19 protein-coding genes are annotated in these 20,223 nt (G+C 59.5%); 2 read left to right on the forward strand and 17 right to left on the reverse strand.

All coding sequences use genetic code 11. The annotated features are described in order from the left end of the window. Positions 1-5: 5 nt before the first annotated feature. The 8 genes from BN2476_RS06660 to BN2476_RS06695 form a co-directional block, all read right to left on the reverse strand. Positions 6-1,148, reverse strand: a complete 1,143-nt coding sequence (locus BN2476_RS06660) for a Re/Si-specific NAD(P)(+) transhydrogenase subunit alpha (RefSeq protein ID WP_087733374.1) — start codon at positions 1,146-1,148, stop codon at positions 6-8. 224 nt (positions 1,149-1,372) lie between these two features. Continuing rightward, positions 1,373-2,536: a porin gene (locus BN2476_RS06665; RefSeq protein WP_087733375.1), complete on the reverse strand. Its 1,164-nt coding sequence runs from the start codon at positions 2,534-2,536 to the stop codon at positions 1,373-1,375. A 193-nt stretch (positions 2,537-2,729) separates the two neighbouring features. Next, complete coding sequence (locus BN2476_RS06670; RefSeq protein ID WP_087733376.1) at positions 2,730-3,695, reverse strand: MBL fold metallo-hydrolase; 966 nt, start codon at positions 3,693-3,695, stop codon at positions 2,730-2,732. Between the two features lie 69 nt (positions 3,696-3,764). Next, positions 3,765-4,214 (reverse strand): RidA family protein, encoded by a 450-nt coding sequence (locus BN2476_RS06675; protein WP_218274503.1) that lies wholly within the window; start codon positions 4,212-4,214, stop codon positions 3,765-3,767. Between the two features lie 49 nt (positions 4,215-4,263). Then, on the reverse strand, positions 4,264-5,574 hold the full coding sequence (locus BN2476_RS06680) for an MFS transporter (RefSeq protein ID WP_087733378.1): 1,311 nt from the start codon (positions 5,572-5,574) through the stop codon (positions 4,264-4,266). A gap of 38 nt (positions 5,575-5,612) precedes the next feature. Further along, positions 5,613-6,401: an SDR family oxidoreductase gene (locus tag BN2476_RS06685; protein WP_087733379.1), complete on the reverse strand. Its 789-nt coding sequence runs from the start codon at positions 6,399-6,401 to the stop codon at positions 5,613-5,615. Further along, complete coding sequence (locus tag BN2476_RS06690) at positions 6,398-7,381, reverse strand: D-2-hydroxyacid dehydrogenase family protein (protein WP_162497859.1); 984 nt, start codon at positions 7,379-7,381, stop codon at positions 6,398-6,400. Before BN2476_RS06690 ends, BN2476_RS06685 begins: the two co-directional genes overlap by 4 nt. A 26-nt stretch (positions 7,382-7,407) precedes the next feature. Continuing rightward, positions 7,408-8,154 (reverse strand): RraA family protein, encoded by a 747-nt coding sequence (locus tag BN2476_RS06695; protein ID WP_087733381.1) that lies wholly within the window; start codon positions 8,152-8,154, stop codon positions 7,408-7,410. A gap of 142 nt (positions 8,155-8,296) precedes the next feature. Here BN2476_RS06695 and BN2476_RS06700 point away from each other — a divergent pair, with 142 nt between their 5' ends. After that, a complete protein-coding gene (locus BN2476_RS06700; protein ID WP_087733382.1) occupies positions 8,297-9,220 on the forward strand; it encodes a LysR family transcriptional regulator in 924 nt (307 codons plus the stop codon). Positions 9,221-9,445: 225 nt separating this feature from the next. Here the strand turns inward: BN2476_RS06700 and BN2476_RS06705 are convergent, their stop codons facing one another. The 4 genes from BN2476_RS06705 to BN2476_RS06720 form a co-directional block, all read right to left on the reverse strand. Continuing rightward, on the reverse strand, positions 9,446-10,045 hold the full coding sequence (locus BN2476_RS06705) for a cytochrome b (RefSeq protein WP_235850739.1): 600 nt from the start codon (positions 10,043-10,045) through the stop codon (positions 9,446-9,448). After that, positions 10,042-10,401, reverse strand: a complete 360-nt coding sequence (locus BN2476_RS06710) for a hypothetical protein (protein WP_235850740.1) — start codon at positions 10,399-10,401, stop codon at positions 10,042-10,044. Before BN2476_RS06710 ends, BN2476_RS06705 begins: the two co-directional genes overlap by 4 nt. Before the next feature lie 90 nt (positions 10,402-10,491). Further along, the gene (locus BN2476_RS06715) at positions 10,492-11,508 is read right to left on the reverse strand and encodes a fumarylacetoacetate hydrolase family protein (RefSeq protein WP_087733384.1); all 1,017 of its coding nucleotides are present in this window, start codon (positions 11,506-11,508) and stop codon (positions 10,492-10,494) included. Further along, positions 11,505-12,788 (reverse strand): MFS transporter, encoded by a 1,284-nt coding sequence (locus tag BN2476_RS06720; RefSeq protein ID WP_087733385.1) that lies wholly within the window; start codon positions 12,786-12,788, stop codon positions 11,505-11,507. Before BN2476_RS06720 ends, BN2476_RS06715 begins: the two co-directional genes overlap by 4 nt. A gap of 683 nt (positions 12,789-13,471) precedes the next feature. Between BN2476_RS06720 and BN2476_RS06725 the strand changes: the two genes are divergently transcribed. Beyond that, entirely contained in the window at positions 13,472-14,524 is a 1,053-nt protein-coding gene (locus tag BN2476_RS06725; protein WP_087733386.1) for a LacI family DNA-binding transcriptional regulator, read from the forward strand. Between the two features lie 45 nt (positions 14,525-14,569). Here BN2476_RS06725 and BN2476_RS06730 read toward each other — a convergent pair whose 3' ends face one another. From BN2476_RS06730 to BN2476_RS06750, 5 genes are all read right to left on the reverse strand, one after another. Further along, the gene (locus BN2476_RS06730) at positions 14,570-15,517 is read right to left on the reverse strand and encodes an electron transfer flavoprotein subunit alpha/FixB family protein (RefSeq protein WP_087733387.1); all 948 of its coding nucleotides are present in this window, start codon (positions 15,515-15,517) and stop codon (positions 14,570-14,572) included. 25 nt (positions 15,518-15,542) lie between these two features. Continuing rightward, entirely contained in the window at positions 15,543-16,292 is a 750-nt protein-coding gene (locus tag BN2476_RS06735; protein ID WP_087733388.1) for an electron transfer flavoprotein subunit beta/FixA family protein, read from the reverse strand. 113 nt (positions 16,293-16,405) lie between these two features. Continuing rightward, a complete protein-coding gene (locus BN2476_RS06740; protein ID WP_087733389.1) occupies positions 16,406-17,248 on the reverse strand; it encodes a 3-hydroxybutyryl-CoA dehydrogenase in 843 nt (280 codons plus the stop codon). A gap of 13 nt (positions 17,249-17,261) precedes the next feature. Then, positions 17,262-18,926 (reverse strand): electron transfer flavoprotein-ubiquinone oxidoreductase, encoded by a 1,665-nt coding sequence (locus tag BN2476_RS06745; protein ID WP_087733390.1) that lies wholly within the window; start codon positions 18,924-18,926, stop codon positions 17,262-17,264. A 55-nt stretch (positions 18,927-18,981) separates the two neighbouring features. Further along, entirely contained in the window at positions 18,982-20,220 is a 1,239-nt protein-coding gene (locus tag BN2476_RS06750) for a CaiB/BaiF CoA transferase family protein (RefSeq protein ID WP_087733391.1), read from the reverse strand. Positions 20,221-20,223 lie beyond the last annotated feature (3 nt).

A 20,223-nucleotide genomic window follows, 5' to 3' on the forward strand; every position in this document is an offset into this window, starting at 1 on the left:
CCCTCTTATGCCTTGCGCGTGACTTCACCGGCGCGGGCCAGCAGCGTGGCCGCGACGATGTCGTCCGCGAGATCGATATTGAGCGCGCCTTCCTTCGTGACGATCAGCTTCATGAAGTCGAGCAGATTGCGCGCATACAGTGCCGAAGCATCCGACGCGACCATCGACGCGAGATTCGTATACCCCGCGATCGTCACGCCATGCTTGACGACGACCTTGTCCGCTTCCGTCAGCGGACAGTTGCCGCCGCGCTGGCCCTCGTACTCGGGGCCGCGCCCGGCAGCGAGGTCGATCAGCACGGAGCCCGGCTTCATCGCCTGCACGGTTTCGACGGACAGCAGCGTCGGGGCGGGACGGCCCGGAATCAGCGCCGTCGAGATGATCACGTCAGCCTGCTTCGCGCGCTCATGGACGAGCGCCGACTGGCGCGTGAGCCATGAAGGCGGCATCGGCCGCGCGTAGCCGCCGACACCAACGGCCGCCTCGCGTTCCTCATCGGTTTCGTAAGGCACATCGAGGAATTTCGCGCCGAGCGACTCGATCTGCTCTTTCACGGCGGGCCGCACGTCAGATGCTTCGATCACCGCGCCAAGGCGCTTTGCCGTCGCAATCGCCTGCAAGCCCGCGACGCCCGCGCCGAGAATCAGCACGCGCGCGGCTTTCACCGTGCCCGCCGCCGTCATCAGCATCGGCATAAAGCGTGGATACAGATTGGCCGCAAGCAGCACAGCCTTGTAACCCGCAATGTTAGCTTGAGACGACAGTACGTCGAGGCTTTGCGCACGTGTCGTGCGCGGCGCGGCTTCGAGCGAGAACGCAGTAACGCCCGCAGCGGCTAGCTTCGATGCGTTTTCAGCATTAAATGGCTCCAGCATGCCGACCAGCACTGCGCCGCGTTTGAGAAGCGGGAGTTCTGAATCAGTCGGGCTTTGAACCTTGAGAACGAGTTCTGCGCCGAATGCGGCTGGCGCATCGACGAGTTCTGCACCCGCAGCTGCGTACGCGTCGTCCAGATAACTCGCGGCCGTTCCTGCGCCGCTCTGTACGGTAACTCTATGGCCGTGCAAAACGTACTTCCTGACCGTCTCGGGCGTCGCGGCGACACGTGTTTCGTACGGCCGCGTCTCCTTGGGTATTCCGATCAGCAACGAAATCTCCTTTGCAATTCCCTGCGCACATCATGCGCAACAAAATGAACTCTGGCTTCCGGGGATAGCCAGCCAGCTTTCGACGATATCCAGTTATCGCTGGATTGCCCGCGCAAACGTGTAGTGCAGGCGGGATACGCAATCCGGCAAGCCGCATAGATGTGACTTCCGAACCGAGTGATCCGGCGATCTCGACGTCCAGGTCTGTCCGGCCAAGTTGGAAGTCAGAACTTCGATCGAATGCCAACAATCGCTGCGAGCTGATTCTGCGATGAGGACGGCGAAAGCGTAGTGATCTGCGCGGTCGCATTCGCCCCAAACGAGTTCTTCCCCGAAGCATGTTGGTAGATGCCAACTGCATAAAGGTCGGTCCGCTTGGACAGGAAATAGTCGGAACCCAGTATCGCTTGATGAATCTTCTCGTTCGTCACGCTGTAGCCTTTCGTATAGTCGTACGCCGCCCCGAGCTGCAATGCCGGCGATAGCTGATACTTGAAATTCGCTTCTACGTTGTGAAACTTCGCATCGCCGGATTTTGGGGAACCGCTTGGCAGACCTGTGACCGCCGTTTCACCCAGACCGCGAAACTGCGTATTGCTATACGTCGCTCCGAGCGTGGCCGAGCCGACTGCATACGCCACGCCCGTTGCGATCACCTGCTGGGTTTTGGCGGATGCAAACCCCGAATACACTTGCGACCCCGACATGTTCGTCGCCGTCGCAGACGATGACGCGTTATTGCCGAAGAAGGAGTAGTTCGGGTTCTTGATATTCAGGTAGGCCGCACCCAGCGTAAGCGGTCCCTGTGAATAGTTGACGCCGCCCGACCAGATCTGGTTGCGATTGAAATTGCCAGCGACACCACCGAGACTGTATAACCCACCGAAAGTCAGGCCGTGGTAGTTCGCGCTTGCGTACTTGATCGCATTGTTGACCCGATTCGTGTTGTTCATGTTATCGAGATCGCCAGGATGGCCGCCATAGAGGCTGGCCCATTGACTGGCGGCCTCCAGTTGACCGGTGAAGTCGACCACCGAGTCATACTGACGACCCAGCAGGACTGAGCCATATCCGTCTGACGTCAGCCCGACATAAACCTGCCGCCCGAACTCGTCGCCGCCCTGATTCAAACGGCCTGTGTACGGATTGAAACCGTTCTCTAGCACAAACAACGCCCGCAGTCCGCCGCCGAGATCCTCATTTCCCCTCAGACCCCAGCGGCTGCCCTGGATATTGCCCGAGCTTGCGGTATAAAGCTTTTGCCCACCAACATTGTTTGCGTAGGCAAGACCGGCATCAACAAGACCATACAGCGTCACATTGCTTTGCGCGTTGGCCGTTCCTGCGATCGACCCAACTGCAGTCAGCACAAAGATTGCCTTTTTCATAATGTCTCCTTTTCCAATCTACTATATTAGTAGTACTATTTAATTAAAACTACGGTCGTACTATTGGACTTTCCAAGCGGACCACGGGAAAAATATTGAAAGCTGCGTCAGTTGCCGCCTATAACGCTGCCGTCTTTGCAGTGACTAATCTCTCGTCGATGCCACTTGGCTCTTGAACACGCTCCGTTCCGTCCTAGGCGAGAGGTGTAAACGCATAGTGCGCGTCATTCGTTCTATACACATGACCCAGCCCTGGAAAAGGCAGATGCGCACCGCCAATCATGTACCGCTTCTGTGCCGCATCACCGAATACTCGTAAATGCTCCAGTTCAGCTTCCGTCCGGTTAACGTCGTATCCGATCGTGACTTCGGGGTTGGCGAATTGAACGGCAGCAACATGGACAATGTCGCCCCAGAGGAGAAGCTTCTCATTCCTGCTTTCCACCTCGTACATCGTGTGACCCGGCGTATGCCCATATGCCGGTCGCGCCCGAATGCCTGGAACGAGCTCGGTCATGCCTTCGAACGTCCTGAGCCGGTCCGCCTTGATATACGCGGACAACGACGCCATGGCAGCCTCGAAGAAACGCTCCGCCTCCACAGGCGCGTCTTGCCGGTTGCCTTCGCTTAGCCAGTAGTCCGTATCGCGTCGGTCGGCACGGACCAATGCGTTCGGAAACGTCATCTGGTTCCCAGACATCAAGCCGCCGATATGATCCGTGTGCATATGGGTCAGAAAAACCTCGTCGACCTGCTCTGGCCGATAGCCTGCGCCTCGAAGACTACTCAATAGTTTCCCGGTACGCGGCCCGAGCAGTGAGCCTGCGCCGGCATCGACGAGCACAAGTTTTTTGCCAGTGTTGACCAGAAACGAGTTGTGGGATGTCTCGACCTCTTCACCAAGGGCATTTCTCTTGAGCGCATCGGCGATCCTCAATGGGTTGCCCTGTAAAAGCCTGGTCGCCGGAAGAGGACTCTTACCATCGGAAAGGACGGTTACCTCAAAGTCTCCGACCAGCAGACGATAGAATTCCGGCACGCTGCTCTCGAACGTCGGAATGCCTGCAAGCAAAGGTCCGCTCACAGCGCAACCCATGCAGATACATCCCGCCGCAAGGAGTGAGCGTCGTGTTAGATTGATCGAGTTTTCATTTGTCATAGTGGTCTCCTGGCTTTCCTGTAACGGGAATCAGCGCGCGCTGTCGCCCTCCAGGACACCCGGTCAGTGTCAGCCGGCACCCGTGACGACCGCGATGAAATCGCACTGAATCAGGGAAGGTCCTTCCGCTGGCAGAAGCTGTGAATGGCGAGCCGGTCGGGAATCGGCATCGGGAAACATACGTACCCATTCGTCGTTTAACGGCCCTCTGTTGCCTCGGTCGCGCAAAAAGAATGTCGTCTTGATGATGTCGTCCGTGCTTCCTCCCGCAGCCTCCACAGTCGCCTTCATGTTTGCGAAAACCAGGGCACACTGGGACTCCAGGTCCTCCGGCATCGCACGTGTCACCGGGTCGATGGCGTGAATCGCGCTCGAGACGATCAGGTTGCCGATCCGGCATGCGTTTGGTACCGGGAATTTGTGCGCAATACCTTCAACGGTGAAACTTTTGCGACGGCCGGCGACGTCGTCGTCCTGAGCCGGGATGTCCGCCCGGACATCCGTCATCGATTGAGTCATCTGTTTTCTCCTGTCATTGTCACGTTGTGTGCTCCGAGGTACACACCACTCAAGACCTGCCGGGAATAGGCCGCTGCCGCTCCTCATCAATCGGCCTGGAGCCCTGTTCCGCTACGTCACCAAGCCCCGGCGTAAGGCTGATGCCTTTCGTTTCTGGCAGCATGAGCGTTGCTACAACCGCAACGCTGTAGCCAAGCAGCGCGACCGATCCGATTGCCTCGGCGAGGGTGATCCGCTGGGCGAGGATGCCAATACATGCAACTGCAACGGCGCCTGCCGCTTTGCCGAAGTTATAGGCGAAGCTCTGGCCGCTCCCGCGTACGGCGGTTGGGAAGAGTTCGGTGAAAAAAGGCCCCAGTGCAGCGTAGTTGCCGATGGTGAAAAAGCCGAACGGTACGCCCATCAGGATGAGCCACCAGCCGGACAGCGGCAGGAACATATAGGCGATCGTCACCAGCCACGAGCAGACCAGGAAGAGCTGGAATGTGCGCCGCCGCCCCAGCACATCGGACAGGTACGCACTTGCCAGAAATCCGAAGAACGAGCCACCGGTGACCAGAAACACGTAATACCCGGACGCGCCTGGCGACAGGTGACGAACCGTTTTCATGAACGTCGGCAGCCAGTTGACGATCGCCCCTCCCACGCCAATCACACCGAACGCCAGCAGCGACGCGAGAATCGTCACGCGCAACATCCTGGGACGGAAGATGTCGACAAGACTGGGAGCATGGCCGGCGGCCTCTATTGCAGCGCGAGTCTGCTGATAAAGCTCGGGCTCCTCGATCGTCCGGCGCAGATACAGTACGAGGAAGCCGGGCAGCACTCCGATCATCAACAGCGTCCGCCATGCGAATTCTGCAGGTACGTGCGCGAGGATGATGCCGGCCAGCCCCGCCGCCGCGCACCAGCCGATGCCAAAACCGCTTTGCACCGTGCCGACCGCCTTGCCACGATGGGCGGGCCTGATGATCTCGCCCATTAGAACCGCACCTGAGGCCCACTCACCGCCGAATCCCAGCCCTTGCAGCACGCGTACAGCAATGAGCTGTTCGAAGTTTTGCGTGAAACCCGCGATGAAGGTGAATACCGAGAACCAGAGGATCGTGAATTGCATCACCCGGACACGACCAAAGCGGTCTGCGAGATAGCCACACGCCCAGCCACCCACAGCCGCCGATAGAAGCGTCGCCGTAGCCAGATAGCCTGCCTGCGCAGTTGTCATGCCCCAGACGGCGATCAGCACCGGCAGCACGAAGCTGAAGAGCTGTGCGTCCATTGCGTCCACAGCCCAGCCCGCAAAGCATCCCCAGAACGTATTTCGCTCGCGTTTCGTTAGCTCGCGATACCAGCTGAACATCTTGTCTCCTCCTACGTTGGTTTTTGCCGGCTATCCGGTCACACGACGAGCGGCGTCAATCCGCCGTCCATGGTTAGCGACGCACCGGTTACGTACGATGCGCGCGCGCTCGCGAGATACAGCGCCGCATCGGCCACCTCCTCCGGGTTGGCGTAGCGTCCCAGCGGGATGCGCTTGATGTTCTGGCTCAGGATGTCCTCGGGCGAACTGCCTGTCGCGCGCGATTCGGCCTCAAGCGACATCTGCACCCGCCCCGTCATGGTGGCGCCGGGATTGATGACGTTCACGCGTATGCCTGCGTGTCCCCAGGCGGCGGCCAGGCCTGCTGAAGCCAGCATCAGCGCCGCATTGGCAGCGCCTCCCGGGATGTGGATCGGCGAGGCAACCTTGCCCCCCGTGCCGATGATGTTCACAACAGAGCCCTCGCCACGCGCAACCATCCGTGGCAGGACGTAGTCCATCACGTTCATGTAGGTAAAGAACTTGGCGTCCATCGCTACATGCCACTTGTCGGGCGTCAGTTCGCCCGGCGGCACTCGCACGGCTCCGCCTGCGGAATTGACGAGCACCGCAATGGGCCCGACTTCCTCTTCTGCCGCGATCACCGCCCGTTCGGCCGCCGCGCTTTTGGAGAGATCAGCTGCGAACGTGGTGACGTCGATGCCATCCGCCGCAAGGATCGCCCGCGCAGCGCCGAGGTTTTTCGCTCCACGCGACACGATGACGACGCGCGCGCCTTCCCGGGCGAACGCACGTGCACAGGCAAGGCCGATGCCTTTGCTGCCACCCGTGACCAGAACGACCTTTCCTTCAAGCTCGAGGTTCATTTCACTTCTCCCTGTTTCAGCACATCCGTGTTGTGTACGTTGATCGGCGTGCCTCTCGCAAAGGCAACGATCTGGTCGAATGCGTTGCCGTAGCCGAATTCATAGTTGTCACGTTCGACGTAGCCGAGATGGGGCGTACACAAGGCGTTCGGTTGCAAAAGCAAAGGGTCAGCCGGATCGGTCAGCGGCTCGTGCTCGAACACGTCGATGGCGGCCTTGCCCGGACGCCCCTCACGCAACGCGGCCACCAGCGCCCCTGGCTTGATCAGTTCCGCACGACTGGTATTCACAAGAAGTGCCGTCGGCTTCATAAGCGCAAGTTCTTCGAGGCCAATCAGGCCAACTGTTTCCGCGTTCAGGCGCAGATGAAGGCTCAGCACATCTGACTGCGCGAAGAAGGCTTCCTTGCTCGTGGCGACCGGGAAGCCCTCCGCCTGCGCACGATCCATCGATCCCTGACGCCCCCACACCAGCAGGTTCATGCCAAATGCGGCACCGATCCGCGCGACCATCGAACCGAGCCGACCAAAGCCGTAAATGCCGAGCGTCCGCCCGCGCAAGCCCAGACCAACCGTGCTCTGCCATACCCCCTGGCGAAGGGCCGCACTTTCGAGCGGAATGTTGCGCATCGCGGCCAGAATCAGACCCCAGGTGAATTCCACAGTGGGATATGAAGGACGTGACGTCAGGGCCGAAGAAACGACGATGCCGTGCCGCGTGCAGGCAGCGAGATCGATGTGCGGTACATGGCCGTTCTGACTGATCAGCTTCAGGTTCGGCAAGCGGCTGAGCAGCGCTTCATCCACCCTGGTTCGCTCGCGAAGCAGCACCAGGACATCCGCGTCGACCAGTCGCTGCGCAAGTACGTCAACGTCAGTCACCGAGTCGTTCCAGACCGTAACCTCATGCCCCTGCAGTGTGCTGAAACAGTCGAGCGTTCGTACGACATCCTGATAGTCGTCAAGGATGGCAACGCGCAGTTTTGGAAATTGAAAGACCATGACGTTCACTCTTTGCTCGGCAGATCGGCAACGGCAGTGCCTGCGTCGATGGCAAGGCACTTCTCGATTTCGAAATTCGCTTTCGCCAGTGCCCGTTCAGCCACTTCTTCCGCACGCGCGGCGGGAATGAAGCAGACACCAGTCTCATCGGCGACGACGATATCGCCCGGCGAGACGCGAATCCCTGCGATCTGGATATCGCCATTGATCTCCACGGTTTCGATACGCCATTTGCCCGTGACGGGCGTGATTTCGGTTGCCCACATCGGATAATCCGCACGACGTGAGTGACCGACGTCGCGGACGCCTCCAGAAACAATTGCACCGGCTTCTCCCTGACGCTTACCTGTCTGAGCCGAGATGCCGCCCATATTGGAGATACCCTCCACACCGTCGATCACAACCACATCGCCAGGCAGTGCCAGGTTGTGGGCCTCGAACTCGGCCATCCGGTTCACATGAAGCCGCGCGGTCTCATAGACGTGTTCACGCTGCATGAGGTTGCGCACGGTAAGCGCGGGGCCAACGATGCTTGCGTTTGGCAACGTTGGCTTCAGGACCGAGGCGCCGATCGCGCCGGTGATTCCCAGTTCGTCCATCACATCTGCAACGACGCTCGTCGCGTCGGAAATGCTTTTGAGCTTTTCGATAAGTCCTTCCGGGGGACGCGGCGTGCGCATAAGACGGATGCGATCCGGACTGATCTTTCCAGTCAGCTTCGGCATCGTGTCAACGTCGGTACGATCATTCATGAGACGAATCCTGATGATATATTGGGAGATAGTCGGCGGCAGCGATAAGCCCTGCTCACGCTGGTGCGTGCACTATCTTCCAAAAGATCACTGACGTCTAATTTAGAATTCGTGGGGACCATTATCATTTCGGTGAATAATCATGCGGCTTGACCTGAATCTGCTCGCCGTCATCGAGGCCATCATGCTGGAGCGCAATGTGACGCGTGCTGCTGCGAGCCTGTCGATGAGTCAACCCGCGGTAAGCAACGCCCTTCGGCGAGCCAGAGAGCTGACTCGCGATCAGCTGTTTCTGAAAGTCGCCGATGGCGTCCAGCCGACTGCACGGATGATGGCGATCTGGCCCGAGCTCCACCGCTCGCTGGCAGTCATAAGGGCATCAATCGCCCCCGCACATTTCGACCCACGCTCCGACGCGACCAGTTTCCGGATTGCTGTCACTGACAGCCTTGCCAGCGAAGCAATCAGTGCCATTGCGTTGCAACTGCGCTTAATGGCACCTTATGCAAAGGTGGCATTCTCCTTTCACACAAACGCCAATTCACTCGAGGCAATAGAGCGCGGCACGCTTGATTGCGCGATCGGGATGTTTCCATCACTCCCACGGGATATCCATGTCCAGGGGCTACGGACAGATCATTATGTCTGCGTGATGCGGTCGGACCATGTTCTGTGTGAAGCGATGAACCTCGAGCAATTCGTCGCGGCGTCACATGTGCTCGTGACTCCTTCCGGCATGGATCTCGGCGCCATAGACGGATGGCTTAGTTTGCATGGTCGCTCAAGGGCGATCCCGGTAGTCGTCAACCACTTCGCCGACGCACTACGAATCGTCGCCGGCAGCGATTTGCTGACATGCGTGCCGAGTGGATTCCTCGACGCCCACGGACGAACCATCGTCACCCAACATGAGTTAGTCGTGAGAGAACTTCCGTTCGAGACGGAGAAACTGATCTACAAGCTAGTCTGGCATGAACGTGTACATTCCCACGCCGCCCATCAGTGGTTCCGCTCGCTCGTCGAAAGTGCTTGCCAGATACCTCAGAAGCCGAAAGTACCGGGGTAGCAAGTGACGAGTGCTTCCACATAGTGCTGACGAGATGGTCATGCCGATACAGCATTGAGCGGCGAAAGTTACGTCAGGACATCCGGTGGCGCTTTCCCGCTGAGACTGCTCTGCATGGCCGATCCGGAAAAAGTGCCCGGCGAAATGCCGGGCAAAGGTTCGCGCTCTCGCGCGCGAACGGATGGAACACTGATATCAGGGTTTCGCCTTAGCCGCTAATTGCTGCTACTGCTCGTTCGCCCTGCGCCCCCCTCTCCACGAAGGCAACATCGATTCAAGTGAATCACTACGGTCGATAAAGTAATGCTTGAGCGCCATGAGCACGTGACCGCAGACCAGGATGGCGATCGCATAAGCGAGATAGATATGCACCTGCTTGAATACAGGCGCAAGCGCGGGAGTCTTATCCATCAATGGCGGCAAGAAGAACAATCCGGCGACGGGAATCTTGAATCCGGCCGCTGAACTCCAGAGCCAACCCGACAATGGCAACGCAAGCATGCAGACGTACAGCAGGAAGTGTCCAAAACGTGCAGCCGTGCGCTCCAACGTTGGAACACCGCACGATGCCTCAGGCGCACCGTGCATGAGCCTCCACGGAATCCGCGCTGCAAGCAGGAACAGCGTAATCGTCGCGATCGACTTGTGCAGCATGATGCTGTCAGCCTGGATCTTCTGTGGCAGGCTAAGGGTGCTGGAGTAATACCCCGCGATCCATGCACAGACGATCACGACAGCCATCGTCCAGTGAAGAGTTTTCGCGATGGACGTGTATTGTCGCCTTTCCATTTCAACTCCTTGATGGTTCATCCGGAAATGCTTCAATTCGACGACGCCGGCGATAAGGGAACTGCCTTCTGGGGCGCGGACTTGCGCTCGGCATTGAGAAGGTTTTCGGGATATTGATCAGGCGCTGCCTGTGGCCCGTATCCATTTCGCTGCAGATTCTTCAGTTCGGCGTTCCTGATCTGACGAGCCTGCTTTCGCTCAGCCTGCCTCTGCGCCTTGAGTGCCTGCTTCTGTGCCTTGCTGTCGGCTTTGCTCGACGATGCCGCGGTCGCCGCGGTATCCGGCTTCTCTTGCGCAGGTGCGCTCGCAAACTCTGCTTGTGCCTGCGCCGCGAGCGGCATGACCGATATGAGCAACACCGCGAGCCAACGTCGTGAATCTTTGTGCACCATGATCTCCTCTATAAAGTGTAAGTTGTAGCTTTCTGCACACCACAAAACAGCAGGCCTGTCTGCCAGGCCTGCTTTTCAGCCGCACGGCGATCAGTAGTTGGATGATTCGACGCACGTCACACGCTGGATGCCAAGGCCATCGATGCCTGCTTCGACAACGTCGCCGGGACACAGGTAGCGCCCATAGTGGCTGCCGAGCCCGGCCGGCGTGCCGGTGCATATGAGGTCTCCCGGCTCCAGCCGAATCGAGTTGGAAAGCCAGGCAATCTGCTCCCCAATGGTGAAGACCATGTCGCTAGCCACACCGGCCTGCATCAGGCCGCCGTTCAGACGCAGCCACAACGTGAGTTGCGACACGTCGGCAACTCCCCATGCGGGGACCATCCAGGGGCCGGCAGGCAGCCATCCTGGGCGCGATTTCGATTGCAGCCAGTCGGTGCCCATCGTTGGAGCATCCTGTCGAAATACCCGATCGCGCAGCGTCAGGTCGTTGACAATGCAATAGCCTGCAATGCAATCGAGCGCGTCTTCTGGCGTGACATGTATCGCTCTCTTGCCAATGACAACACCAATCTCCACCTCCCAGTCGAGGGTCTTGACGTCTGGTGCAATCGGTAGTGAATCATCAGGACCGGATACGCATGCCGGACCTTTAAGGCAGATGTATGGCGCGCCATCGCGGCGGCGCACCTCGATGGCATTCAGCAACGCGTCCCGGCGCCCGGCGGCACCCGGTCCCTGCGGACCATCGTCGGCATCGAGGGCGGCTTGCAGAAGCTGGCTTCGGTAGTTGCCGATCGTGCAATAGACCTGTCGAGGTGCGACCGGCGCGTGCATCCGAAAGCTCGCGAGCGGCGCGCCCTCCTTCACGATTGCACCGGCGGTCTCAGGGTCGGTGCAGATCCCCCGGAGCAGAGCGAAGTTTGCCTCCCACTCATGCATGAAGCGCTCGATGCAATCCACCCCACGCAAACCCAGATACACCCAATGACTCAACGCAAGTGCATGCGTGTCGAACGACAGTGCGGGGAACGGGCGGCAACCCGCAATTGAGATGTTGACAAGGACGGGCAGCATGGCAGTGATCGTTTCGGTGGACCGGATCATGCGTCGCCGTTACGTGGGATAACTGCTCTGATAGGGTCCGGGGAATGCGGTGCCTGCGCCTCGTGATGACGACGCTTGCGCGGTGCGGTCTCAATGAGGAAGAAGGCGACAGCAGCGCCCGCAGCCAAGCTGTACAGCGCGAAATCGAGCGTATGCACGAGGCCGAAATGCTGCGCGATGAACCCGGCGACGACGGGCGCAACCCCACCGCCGAACGTCTCGCCCACGCCCGACACGAAACCGATCGTCGAAGCGATGAGTCCGACGGGTGCGGCTTCTGTCGCGACGGGCCCGCTGAGCAGACTCAACAAGCCCATCGAGAACAACGCAACGCCGAACAGCAAGATGAACAATAGAACCGGATTCGGACCGGTACACGAAAACAGATAGAGAAGAACAGCCGCACAGACGAACCCGATCAACGCTGTCGGCCGGCGACCGATAAAATCGGACAGGCCCGCAAGCGCAAAGCACCCAATGAAGCCGCCGAACCCGACCGCCGAAGCGACGAATCCCATGCTCCGCATGTCGAGACGGACGACTGAAACCAGATACGTCGGCACCATCGCGCCGATCACGAAGATTCCGCTCATCGCGCACAGGATCGCGATGGTTGCGATCGTGACGTTACGGCTGGCGAAAAGCGCAGTCCAGCGCGGACGTTCGACTTGCTCGCGAGATACGCTGACCGTTGACGTATCGCGATCTCGCACGTGACGCCAGATGAGCGTTGCAACGATCAAACCGGGAACCGCCGACAGCGTGAATACCCAATGCCAGTTGGGGACGACCTGAAGCAACTGCGTAGCCACGATAGGCGCGAATCCGAGACCCATCAACGGAATCATGCTGATCTGAATACCCTGATTCAGCCCGCGGCGTGCCGGTAGCGAAGCCTCACTGTTCGCGGCGATGCTCGCGGGCGTAAAAGCGCCTTCGGCGACGCCCATCGCCGCCCGCAAGAGCAGCAGGCTGATAAAACCCGTCGCCAAACCGGAAAGACTCGACAAAAGCGAGAACGCGATCATCGTCGTCACGAGTATTTTCTTTCGACCGATCCGGTCGGCAAGCGGTCCCATTGCTATCGACCAAAGTCCCCATGCAACGCCCAGAATTCCGATGAGGCTTCCGAGTTGCGAATAGCTCAATCCCAGATCGCGCATGATGTGAGGAAAAAGCGGCGCAAGCAGCCATCGATCGAAGCCCACCAGTCCAAAACCAATTCCGAGCAGCGCAAGTGTCTTGCGCTCGTAGCGGACGTCATGTTGCGGGGCATTCACTGTGATGTCTCCTTGTGTTGATTCTGTTAATCGTTGTTCGGTGCTGCGCAGTCGGGGACGATTGCCCACAGAACTAACGGCAGAACACCATCGACTTCGCGCGCCGGATTTCCGGCGGCGAAACGCTCCATCTACCGTCGCCGTGTTGAAAAAAGAAAATCGTCACGGGGCAATCCGACGTCGCCGACACAACCCGGACACATCGGCTTCGGCCCAGCCTTTCCGACCAAACGCGACTCACTTCCAGCGACGAGATAGCAGTTCTTCCGAACCACTTCTCGACATGGAAGCGCAAAGATCCTTCGTCAAACATCACTTCCGTCTCCTCTTCACAAGCATCCGATGGATCGCCCGTGCAAACCTCAATGCGAGCGTCCGGCGTGTCTGAAGCTTTAATGCGCTAACGTTAGCATTATGCTAATCGCGATCTACATGGTCGTCAAATAAATATAGCTATCCTTACGCGCGCACGTTAGCATCAATGGACCGAGGAATTCCGTCGACAATTGACTGAGCATTTGATCGGCCCCGTTCTGGTCAACCGCTGGCGTACGACTTATGCGCTGTGAACGCCCATAGGAGAGGCTATTTCGGTATGCGTAGCCCGGGAAGCGGCTCGGCGCTTTGGCCGGAGACGCCCTGACGTTGTGCTATCGTTATAAAAAGCCTTACATGGACATCTTATGATCACCATCAAAGACATCGCCGCACGCCTGCAGGTTTCGCCTTCGACGGTTGGACGGGCGCTCGCGAACGACCCTCGTATCAGCGCAACCACGAAACAGAAAGTCAATGAAGTCGCGGATGAAATGGGTTACGTGGCCAACCTGGCCGCGCGCATGATGCGAGGTGTATCGAGTAACCTCGTCGGCCTGGTGCTGCCGGACATCAGAAATGGCTTTTACGCGACGATCGCCCATGCGCTGTCCAAGTGCCTGCAGGGCGCGGGATATCAGCTGGCGCTGTCGGAAACCGACGACGACCGGATGGTCGAGTTACAGAGCATCCGTGAACTCGCCAGCGCAAACGTCGCGGGGATCATCATCGTGCCGACTGCAAAGCCTCATCGCGAAACAGTCCGATTGCTCAAACTGTCACCGCATGTCCAATTGCTGCGAAGACATGCCGCGATCGGCGACCAATGGTTCGGAATTGACGATACGCAAGCAATCTTCGAGGCAACCCGTCATCTCGTCGAACTGGGTCATCGCCGGATTGGTTATATCGGCGGCACCGACGATCTGCCTACGGGTTCGGCACGTTTGAAGGGTTATCACAAGGCACTGCCGGGAGGTGAGTCGGCGGATCCTGCGCTCGTTCAGCTTGGAGCGCCGGGCGATCCCGAGTTCGGCCTCAATGCAATACGTCGCTTGCTTTCGCTGTCGAAGCGGCCGACGGCCATCGTCGCCGGTTCAGTCCAGATGACTCAGGGCATCCTCGAAGAGCTGACAACGCAAGGGCTGCGCGCGCCCGATGACCTCTCGGTGGTCGGATTCGGCGACGAGCTTGGGTTCCGGTGGTGGGGCCCGGGGCTGACGACCGTAGGACTTCCCGTACACGACCTGGCCACCGCCTGCGGACTCTGGTTCGTGCACCAGATCCGCCAGAATTCTGGTAGCCCTGCGCCATACACATCGATCTCGCCCGCAACACTCATCTTGCGAGGCAGCACCCGAAAGCAAGGGACGGCCGCGAAGACGTCCGCACGTGCTGCAGTCCGTGGAGCTACAGTTTGAGGTATCAAACTGTTTCGCTGTTGTACTCCCGACGCCGCGATAAGTTTAACGGTTGTCGCCCGCAAGCTGGACGACGAGCTCAGGCACAGCAGTGAACAGATCGCCAACCAGGCCGTAATCCGCGACACTGAAAATCGGCGCTTCCTCGTCCTTGTTGATCGCGACGATGACCTTCGAGTCCTTCATACCGGCCAGATGCTGAATTGCGCCCGAGATGCCGACCGCGAGGTACAGCTGCGGCGCGACGATCTTGCCAGTTTGACCGACCTGATAATCGTTCGGCACGTAGCCAGCGTCGACAGCTGCACGCGATGCGCCCATTGCTGCGCCGAGCTTGTCTGCCAGAGGTTCGAGAACCTTGTTGTAGTTCTCACCGCTGCCCAGACCGCGGCCACCCGACACGATGATGTTCGCCGACGTCAGTTCCGGACGGTCCAGCTTCGTCACTTCGCGGCTCACGAACTGCGAGATGCCGGAGTCAGCCGCAGCGTCGATCTTCTCGACCGACGCGCTGCCGCCTTCCGCGGCGACCGGATCGAAGCCCGTCGCACGCACCGTGATGACCTTGATGGGATCCGCCGATTGCACGATCGCAATCGCGTTGCCGGCGTAGATCGGGCGTTCAAACGTATCGGTGCTGATTACCGCAGTGATTTCGCTGACCTGCGCGACGTCGAACTTCGCGGCGATACGCGGCGCGATGTTCTTGCCGTAAGCCGTCGCCGGCGCGAGGATGTGCGAGTAATCCTTCGCGATGTTCAGCACGGTCGCCTCGACGTTTTCCGCGAGGCCAGCGGCCAGTTGCGGCGCGTCGGCGAGCAGCACCTTTGCCACACCGGCCACTTTCGCAGCAGCATCAGCCGCGCCCTGCGCGTTGTGGCCCGCAACCAACACATGAACGTCGCCACCAATCTTCTGCGCGGCAGCCACCGTGTTCAGCGTCGCTGCCTTGAGCGCCGCGTTGTCGTGTTCAGCAATTACCAGAATCGTCATTTCATTCGTCTCCGCGTTCCGTGGATCAAAGCACCTTGGCTTCCGTCTTGAGCTTTTCGACCAGCGTCTTCACGTCGGCGACCTTCACGCCAGCCGAGCGCTTCGGCGGCTCGCTGACCTTCAGCGTCTTCAGACGCGGCGTGACATCGACGCCCAGGTCTTCCGGCTTCACGGTTTCCAGCGGCTTCTTCTTTGCCTTCATGATGTTCGGCAGCGTCACGTAGCGCGGCTCGTTCAGGCGCAGATCGGTCGTGACGACCGCGGGCAGCTTCAGCGACAACGTTTCCGCGCCGCCGTCCACTTCGCGCGACACCGTCGCCTTGCCGTCAGCCACGACAACCTTCGACGCGAACGTCGCCTGCGGCAGATTCGTTAGCGCAGCCAGCATCTGACCCGTCTGGTTGGAGTCGTCGTCGATGGCCTGCTTGCCGAGAATCACCAGTTGCGGCTGTTCCTTGTCGACCAGCGCCTTCAGCAGCTTCGCGACAGCCAGCGGCTGCAGATCCTCATTCGATTCGATCAGGATCGCGCGGTCCGCGCCGATCGCCAGCGCCGTGCGCAGCGTTTCCTGACATTGCGTCACGCCTGCCGACACGGCGATCACTTCCGTCGCCACGCCCGCTTCCTTCAGACGCACGGCTTCTTCGACGGCGATTTCGTCGAACGGATTCATCGACATCTTCACATTGGCAATGTCAACACCCGTGTTGTCCGACTTCACGCGGACCTTCACGTTATAGTCAACGACCCTCTTGACAGGGACAATGATCTTCATTCCGTAACACCCTAAATAAAACACCGTTGCCTTCATCCACGGAAATGCCCCTTAGATAATCAGCTTCGATTGCCCCGGCTTCTCCGCGCACGGCCTGATTGGAGCAGATGCGATCAATATGTGAAAAAGCCACGTCCACTCTTTCGCCCGAGGTACCCCGCGTCCACCATTTCCTTGAGCAACGATGCCGGCCGGTACTTTGAATCGCTGAAATCCGCATACAGCACGTTCATGATGGCGAGCGTCGTATCGAGGCCGATAAGATCCGCCAGCGCAAGCGGTCCGATTGGATGATTTGCGCCAAGCTTCATACCTTCATCGATCTCTTCGGCACTCGCCAGACCCTGTTGTAGTACGAAGATCGCCTCATTGATCATGGGTACCAGAATGCGATTGACGACAAAGCCCGGTGAATTGCTCACGCATATAGGCTGCTTCCCAATGCGCTTTGTGAAGGCAACGGTTGCATCGACCGTGGCATCGCTGGTCCGAAGGCCGCGGATGACTTCAACCAACGCCATCACAGGTACTGGATTAAAGAAGTGCATCCCGATGAAGCGCCCCGGATCACCGAGCATTGAGCCCAATCGCGTGACGGACACCGACGATGTATTGGTCGCGATGACCGAACCAGGGCGTACGATGGCGTCGAGATTCCTGAGAATGTCTTCCTTGATCTGAATGTTCTCTGTCGCCGCTTCAATCACGAGATCGGATTCGATGAGTTCAGCCAATACCCCGCCCGCCCTGATTCGTCCCAGCGCGGCAGTTGCCTCATCCGAAGTCATTTTCCCCTTTGACACCATCCGCGCAAGATTCCCGGAGATGCTGTTGATGCCGCGTTTCGCCGCTTGCGCATCGACATCGTTGAGGGTCACATCGAGGCCGGCTGTTGCACAGACTAACGCGATACCGCAGCCCATCTGCCCCGCACCTACAATTCCAATCGTTTTCATATGGACCTTTGAACTACATGTTCGGATAGTTCGGACCGCCACCACCTTCGGGCGTGACCCACACGATGTTTTGGGTCGGATCCTTGATATCGCAGGTTTTGCAGTGGATGCAGTTCTGCGCGTTGATGACGAGGCGTTCGCTGCCGTCGTCGTTCTTCACGAACTCGTAGACAGCGGCGGGGCAATAGCGGCTTTCCGGACCCGCGTAGGTTCGCAGGTTGACCTTCATCGGGACAGTCGGATCCTTGAGCGTCAGGTGGGCGGGCTGATTCTCTTCGTGGTTCGTGTTCGAGATGAACACCGAGGACAGCCGGTCGAACGTCAGCTTGCCGTCCGGCTTCGGATACTCGATCGGCTTAAACTGCGACGCCGGCTTCAGCATCTCGTGATCCCAGTGCTGATGATGCAGCGTCCACGGCACGTTGCCGCCCATGAGCTTTTGCTCGATGCCGACCATCAGCGTGCCCAGATAGAGGCCCTTGCTCATCCACTGCTTGAAGTTGCGCGCGCGATAGAGTTCGGTGTGCAGCCACGAAGTCTTGAACGACTCGGGATACGCGGTCAGTTCGTCGCTATGGCGACCGGCCTGCACGGCGTCGAACGCGGCGTCGGCGGCGAGCATGCCCGTCTTGATTGCCGCGTGCGAACCCTTGATCCGCGACGCGTTCAAAAAGCCCGCATCGTCGCCCACCAGTGCGCCGCCCGGGAATGCGAGCTTCGGCAGCGACAGCAGTCCGCCTGCCGTGATCGCCCGCGCGCCATACGACACGCGCTTGCCGCCTTCCAGGAATTTGCGGATTTCCGGGTGCGTCTTGTAGCGCTGGAATTCTTCGAACGGCGACAGGTACGGATTCGAATAGCCGAGGCCGACCACGAAGCCCACCATCACCTGGTTGTTGTCGATGTGATAGAGGAACGAGCCGCCGTAGGTCTGCGTATCGAGCGGCCAGCCTGCGGTGTGAATCACCAGACCCGGCTTGTGCTTCGCCGGATCGATTTCCCACAGTTCCTTGATGCCGATGCCGTACACCTGCGGATCGGCGCCATCACGCAGCTTGAACTTGTCGGAAAGCTGGCGGCCCAGATGCCCGCGCGCGCCTTCGCAGAACAGCGTGTATTTCGCGTGCAGCTCCATGCCCAGCTGAAAATTCTCCGTCGGCTCGCCGTCCTTGCCGATGCCCAGGTTGCCGGTCGCGACGCCCTTGACCGAGCCGTCGTCGTTGTAGAGCACTTCAGCGGCAGGGAAGCCCGGGAAAATTTCGACGCCCAGTGCTTCGGCCTGCTGGCCGAGCCAGCGCGTGACGTTGGCGAGGCTGATCACGTAGTTGCCGTGATTCTTGAAGTTATCGGGCAGCGCCCAGTTCGGCACGGACTTCGCGCCCGTTTCGTTCAGGAACAGGAAGCGGTCTTCCGTGACTTCGACGTCCAGCGGCGCGCCTTTTTCCTTCCAGTCCGGAATCAGTTCGTTCAGCGCGCGGGGGTCCATCACCGCGCCCGAGAGGATATGCGCCCCAATTTCCGAGCCTTTTTCGAGCACGCAGACGCCGATTTCGACGCCTTTTTCCGCGGCACGCTGCTTCAGGCGAATGGCCGCCGACAGGCCCGCCGGGCCGCCGCCGACGATCACCACGTCATATTCCATCGACTCGCGCGGGCTGCGAAGTTCCGGGGGATTCATGTATTGAGGTTCCAGTCAGACCACACAAGCAGAGGTGGCGCACGGTCGGCATTGATTAGCAAGGCGATGAGCGGTGTGATTCGTCGATATCCGCCGCAGCCAGATCCAGCCAGTCCTGAAGGACCTCCTCCGTGTGCTGCCCCAGCGTCGGTGGTGCATGACGGTACTGCACCGGCGACTCCGACATACGGATCGGATTTGCGACCAGCGCCACCTGTTCCGTCAGCGGATGCGGCATCTCGATGCGCACGTTGCGCGACTGCACCTGTGGGTCCACGAATACCTGGCTCAGGTTGTTGATTGGGCCACACGGCACGCCCGCCCTCTCCATCAAGCCTATCCACTCACCTGTCGCACGCAATACTGTCGTGTCGCGAATCATCGCGACCAGCTGGTCCCGATGCTTAACACGCTGCGCATTGCTAGCAAAGCGTTCGTCCGCGGCCCATCCCGGTTCGCCCAGTGTTTTGCAGAGGCTCGCGAACTGACTGTCGTTGCCGACCGCAATGATCATGTGACCATCGGCCGTCGGGAAATCCTGGTAGGGCACGATGTTCGGATGCGCATTTCCGATACGGCGAGGCACCACATTACCAACAAGATAATTCGTCGCCTGGTTGGCAAGGCAGGCGACCTGCACGTCGAGCAAAGCGAGATCGATATGCTGCCCAGCTCCAGAGCGCTCGCGGCGAGCAAGCGCCGCCAGGATCGCGACCGTCGCATAGAGACCTGTCGTGATGTCCGTCAGTGCAACGCCCACCTTCAACGGACCTTCGCCTTCCGTGCCATCCGCACGACCTGTGACGCTCATCAGCCCGCCCATGCCCTGAATCAGGAAGTCGTAACCGGCGCGTGCAGCATACGGTCCCGTCTGGCCAAATCCCGTGATCGAACAATAGATGAGGCGAGGATTCAGCTCTTTGAGGCTCGCGTAATCCAGCCCGTACTGGCTGAGTCCGCCGACCTTGAAGTTCTCAATAAGCACGTCTGCCTTGCTGGCCAGCTCCCTGACGAGCCGTTGTCCATCGGGCTGACTCAGGTCGATCGCCACCGACCGCTTGTTGCGATTGGCGCACAGATAGTAAGCGGACTCGCCGGTCGACTCACCATCAACATCGTTCAGCCACGGCGGCCCCCAGGCACGCGTATCGTCGCCCGTACCGGGTCGTTCGACCTTGACCACATCCGCGCCCAGATCGGCCAGCAACTGGCTCGCCCATGGACCCGCCAGCACGCGGGAAAGGTCCAGCACGCGCAGACCGTCGAGCGCTCCCTTGTTCGAAGTCTCGTTCATGGC

Origin of the sequence: Paraburkholderia piptadeniae, from assembly GCF_900007165.1 — a bacterium.
Taxonomy (GTDB): domain Bacteria; phylum Pseudomonadota; class Gammaproteobacteria; order Burkholderiales; family Burkholderiaceae; genus Paraburkholderia; species Paraburkholderia piptadeniae.

What these genes read in the sequence shown, in the direction of transcription:
- BN2476_RS06695 (WP_087733381.1), bottom strand. Translation starts at nt 8,154, where the DNA reads ATGAATGATCGTACCGACGTTGACACGATGCCGAAGCTGACTGGAAAG.
- BN2476_RS06730 (WP_087733387.1), bottom strand. Translation starts at nt 15,517, where the DNA reads ATGACGATTCTGGTAATTGCTGAACACGACAACGCGGCGCTCAAGGCA.
- BN2476_RS06685 (WP_087733379.1), bottom strand. Translation starts at nt 6,401, where the DNA reads ATGAACCTCGAGCTTGAAGGAAAGGTCGTTCTGGTCACGGGTGGCAGC.
- BN2476_RS06715 (WP_087733384.1), bottom strand. Translation starts at nt 11,508, where the DNA reads ATGATCCGGTCCACCGAAACGATCACTGCCATGCTGCCCGTCCTTGTC.
- BN2476_RS06725 (WP_087733386.1), top strand. Translation starts at nt 13,472, where the DNA reads ATGATCACCATCAAAGACATCGCCGCACGCCTGCAGGTTTCGCCTTCG.
- BN2476_RS06740 (WP_087733389.1), bottom strand. Translation starts at nt 17,248, where the DNA reads ATGAAAACGATTGGAATTGTAGGTGCGGGGCAGATGGGCTGCGGTATC.
- BN2476_RS06750 (WP_087733391.1), bottom strand. Translation starts at nt 20,220, where the DNA reads ATGAACGAGACTTCGAACAAGGGAGCGCTCGACGGTCTGCGCGTGCTG.
- BN2476_RS06745 (WP_087733390.1), bottom strand. Translation starts at nt 18,926, where the DNA reads ATGAATCCCCCGGAACTTCGCAGCCCGCGCGAGTCGATGGAATATGAC.
- BN2476_RS06675 (WP_218274503.1), bottom strand. Translation starts at nt 4,214, where the DNA reads ATGACTCAATCGATGACGGATGTCCGGGCGGACATCCCGGCTCAGGAC.
- BN2476_RS06680 (WP_087733378.1), bottom strand. Translation starts at nt 5,574, where the DNA reads ATGTTCAGCTGGTATCGCGAGCTAACGAAACGCGAGCGAAATACGTTC.
- BN2476_RS06700 (WP_087733382.1), top strand. Translation starts at nt 8,297, where the DNA reads ATGCGGCTTGACCTGAATCTGCTCGCCGTCATCGAGGCCATCATGCTG.
- BN2476_RS06665 (WP_087733375.1), bottom strand. Translation starts at nt 2,536, where the DNA reads ATGAAAAAGGCAATCTTTGTGCTGACTGCAGTTGGGTCGATCGCAGGA.
- BN2476_RS06670 (WP_087733376.1), bottom strand. Translation starts at nt 3,695, where the DNA reads ATGACAAATGAAAACTCGATCAATCTAACACGACGCTCACTCCTTGCG.
- BN2476_RS06710 (WP_235850740.1), bottom strand. Translation starts at nt 10,401, where the DNA reads ATGGTGCACAAAGATTCACGACGTTGGCTCGCGGTGTTGCTCATATCG.
- BN2476_RS06735 (WP_087733388.1), bottom strand. Translation starts at nt 16,292, where the DNA reads ATGAAGATCATTGTCCCTGTCAAGAGGGTCGTTGACTATAACGTGAAG.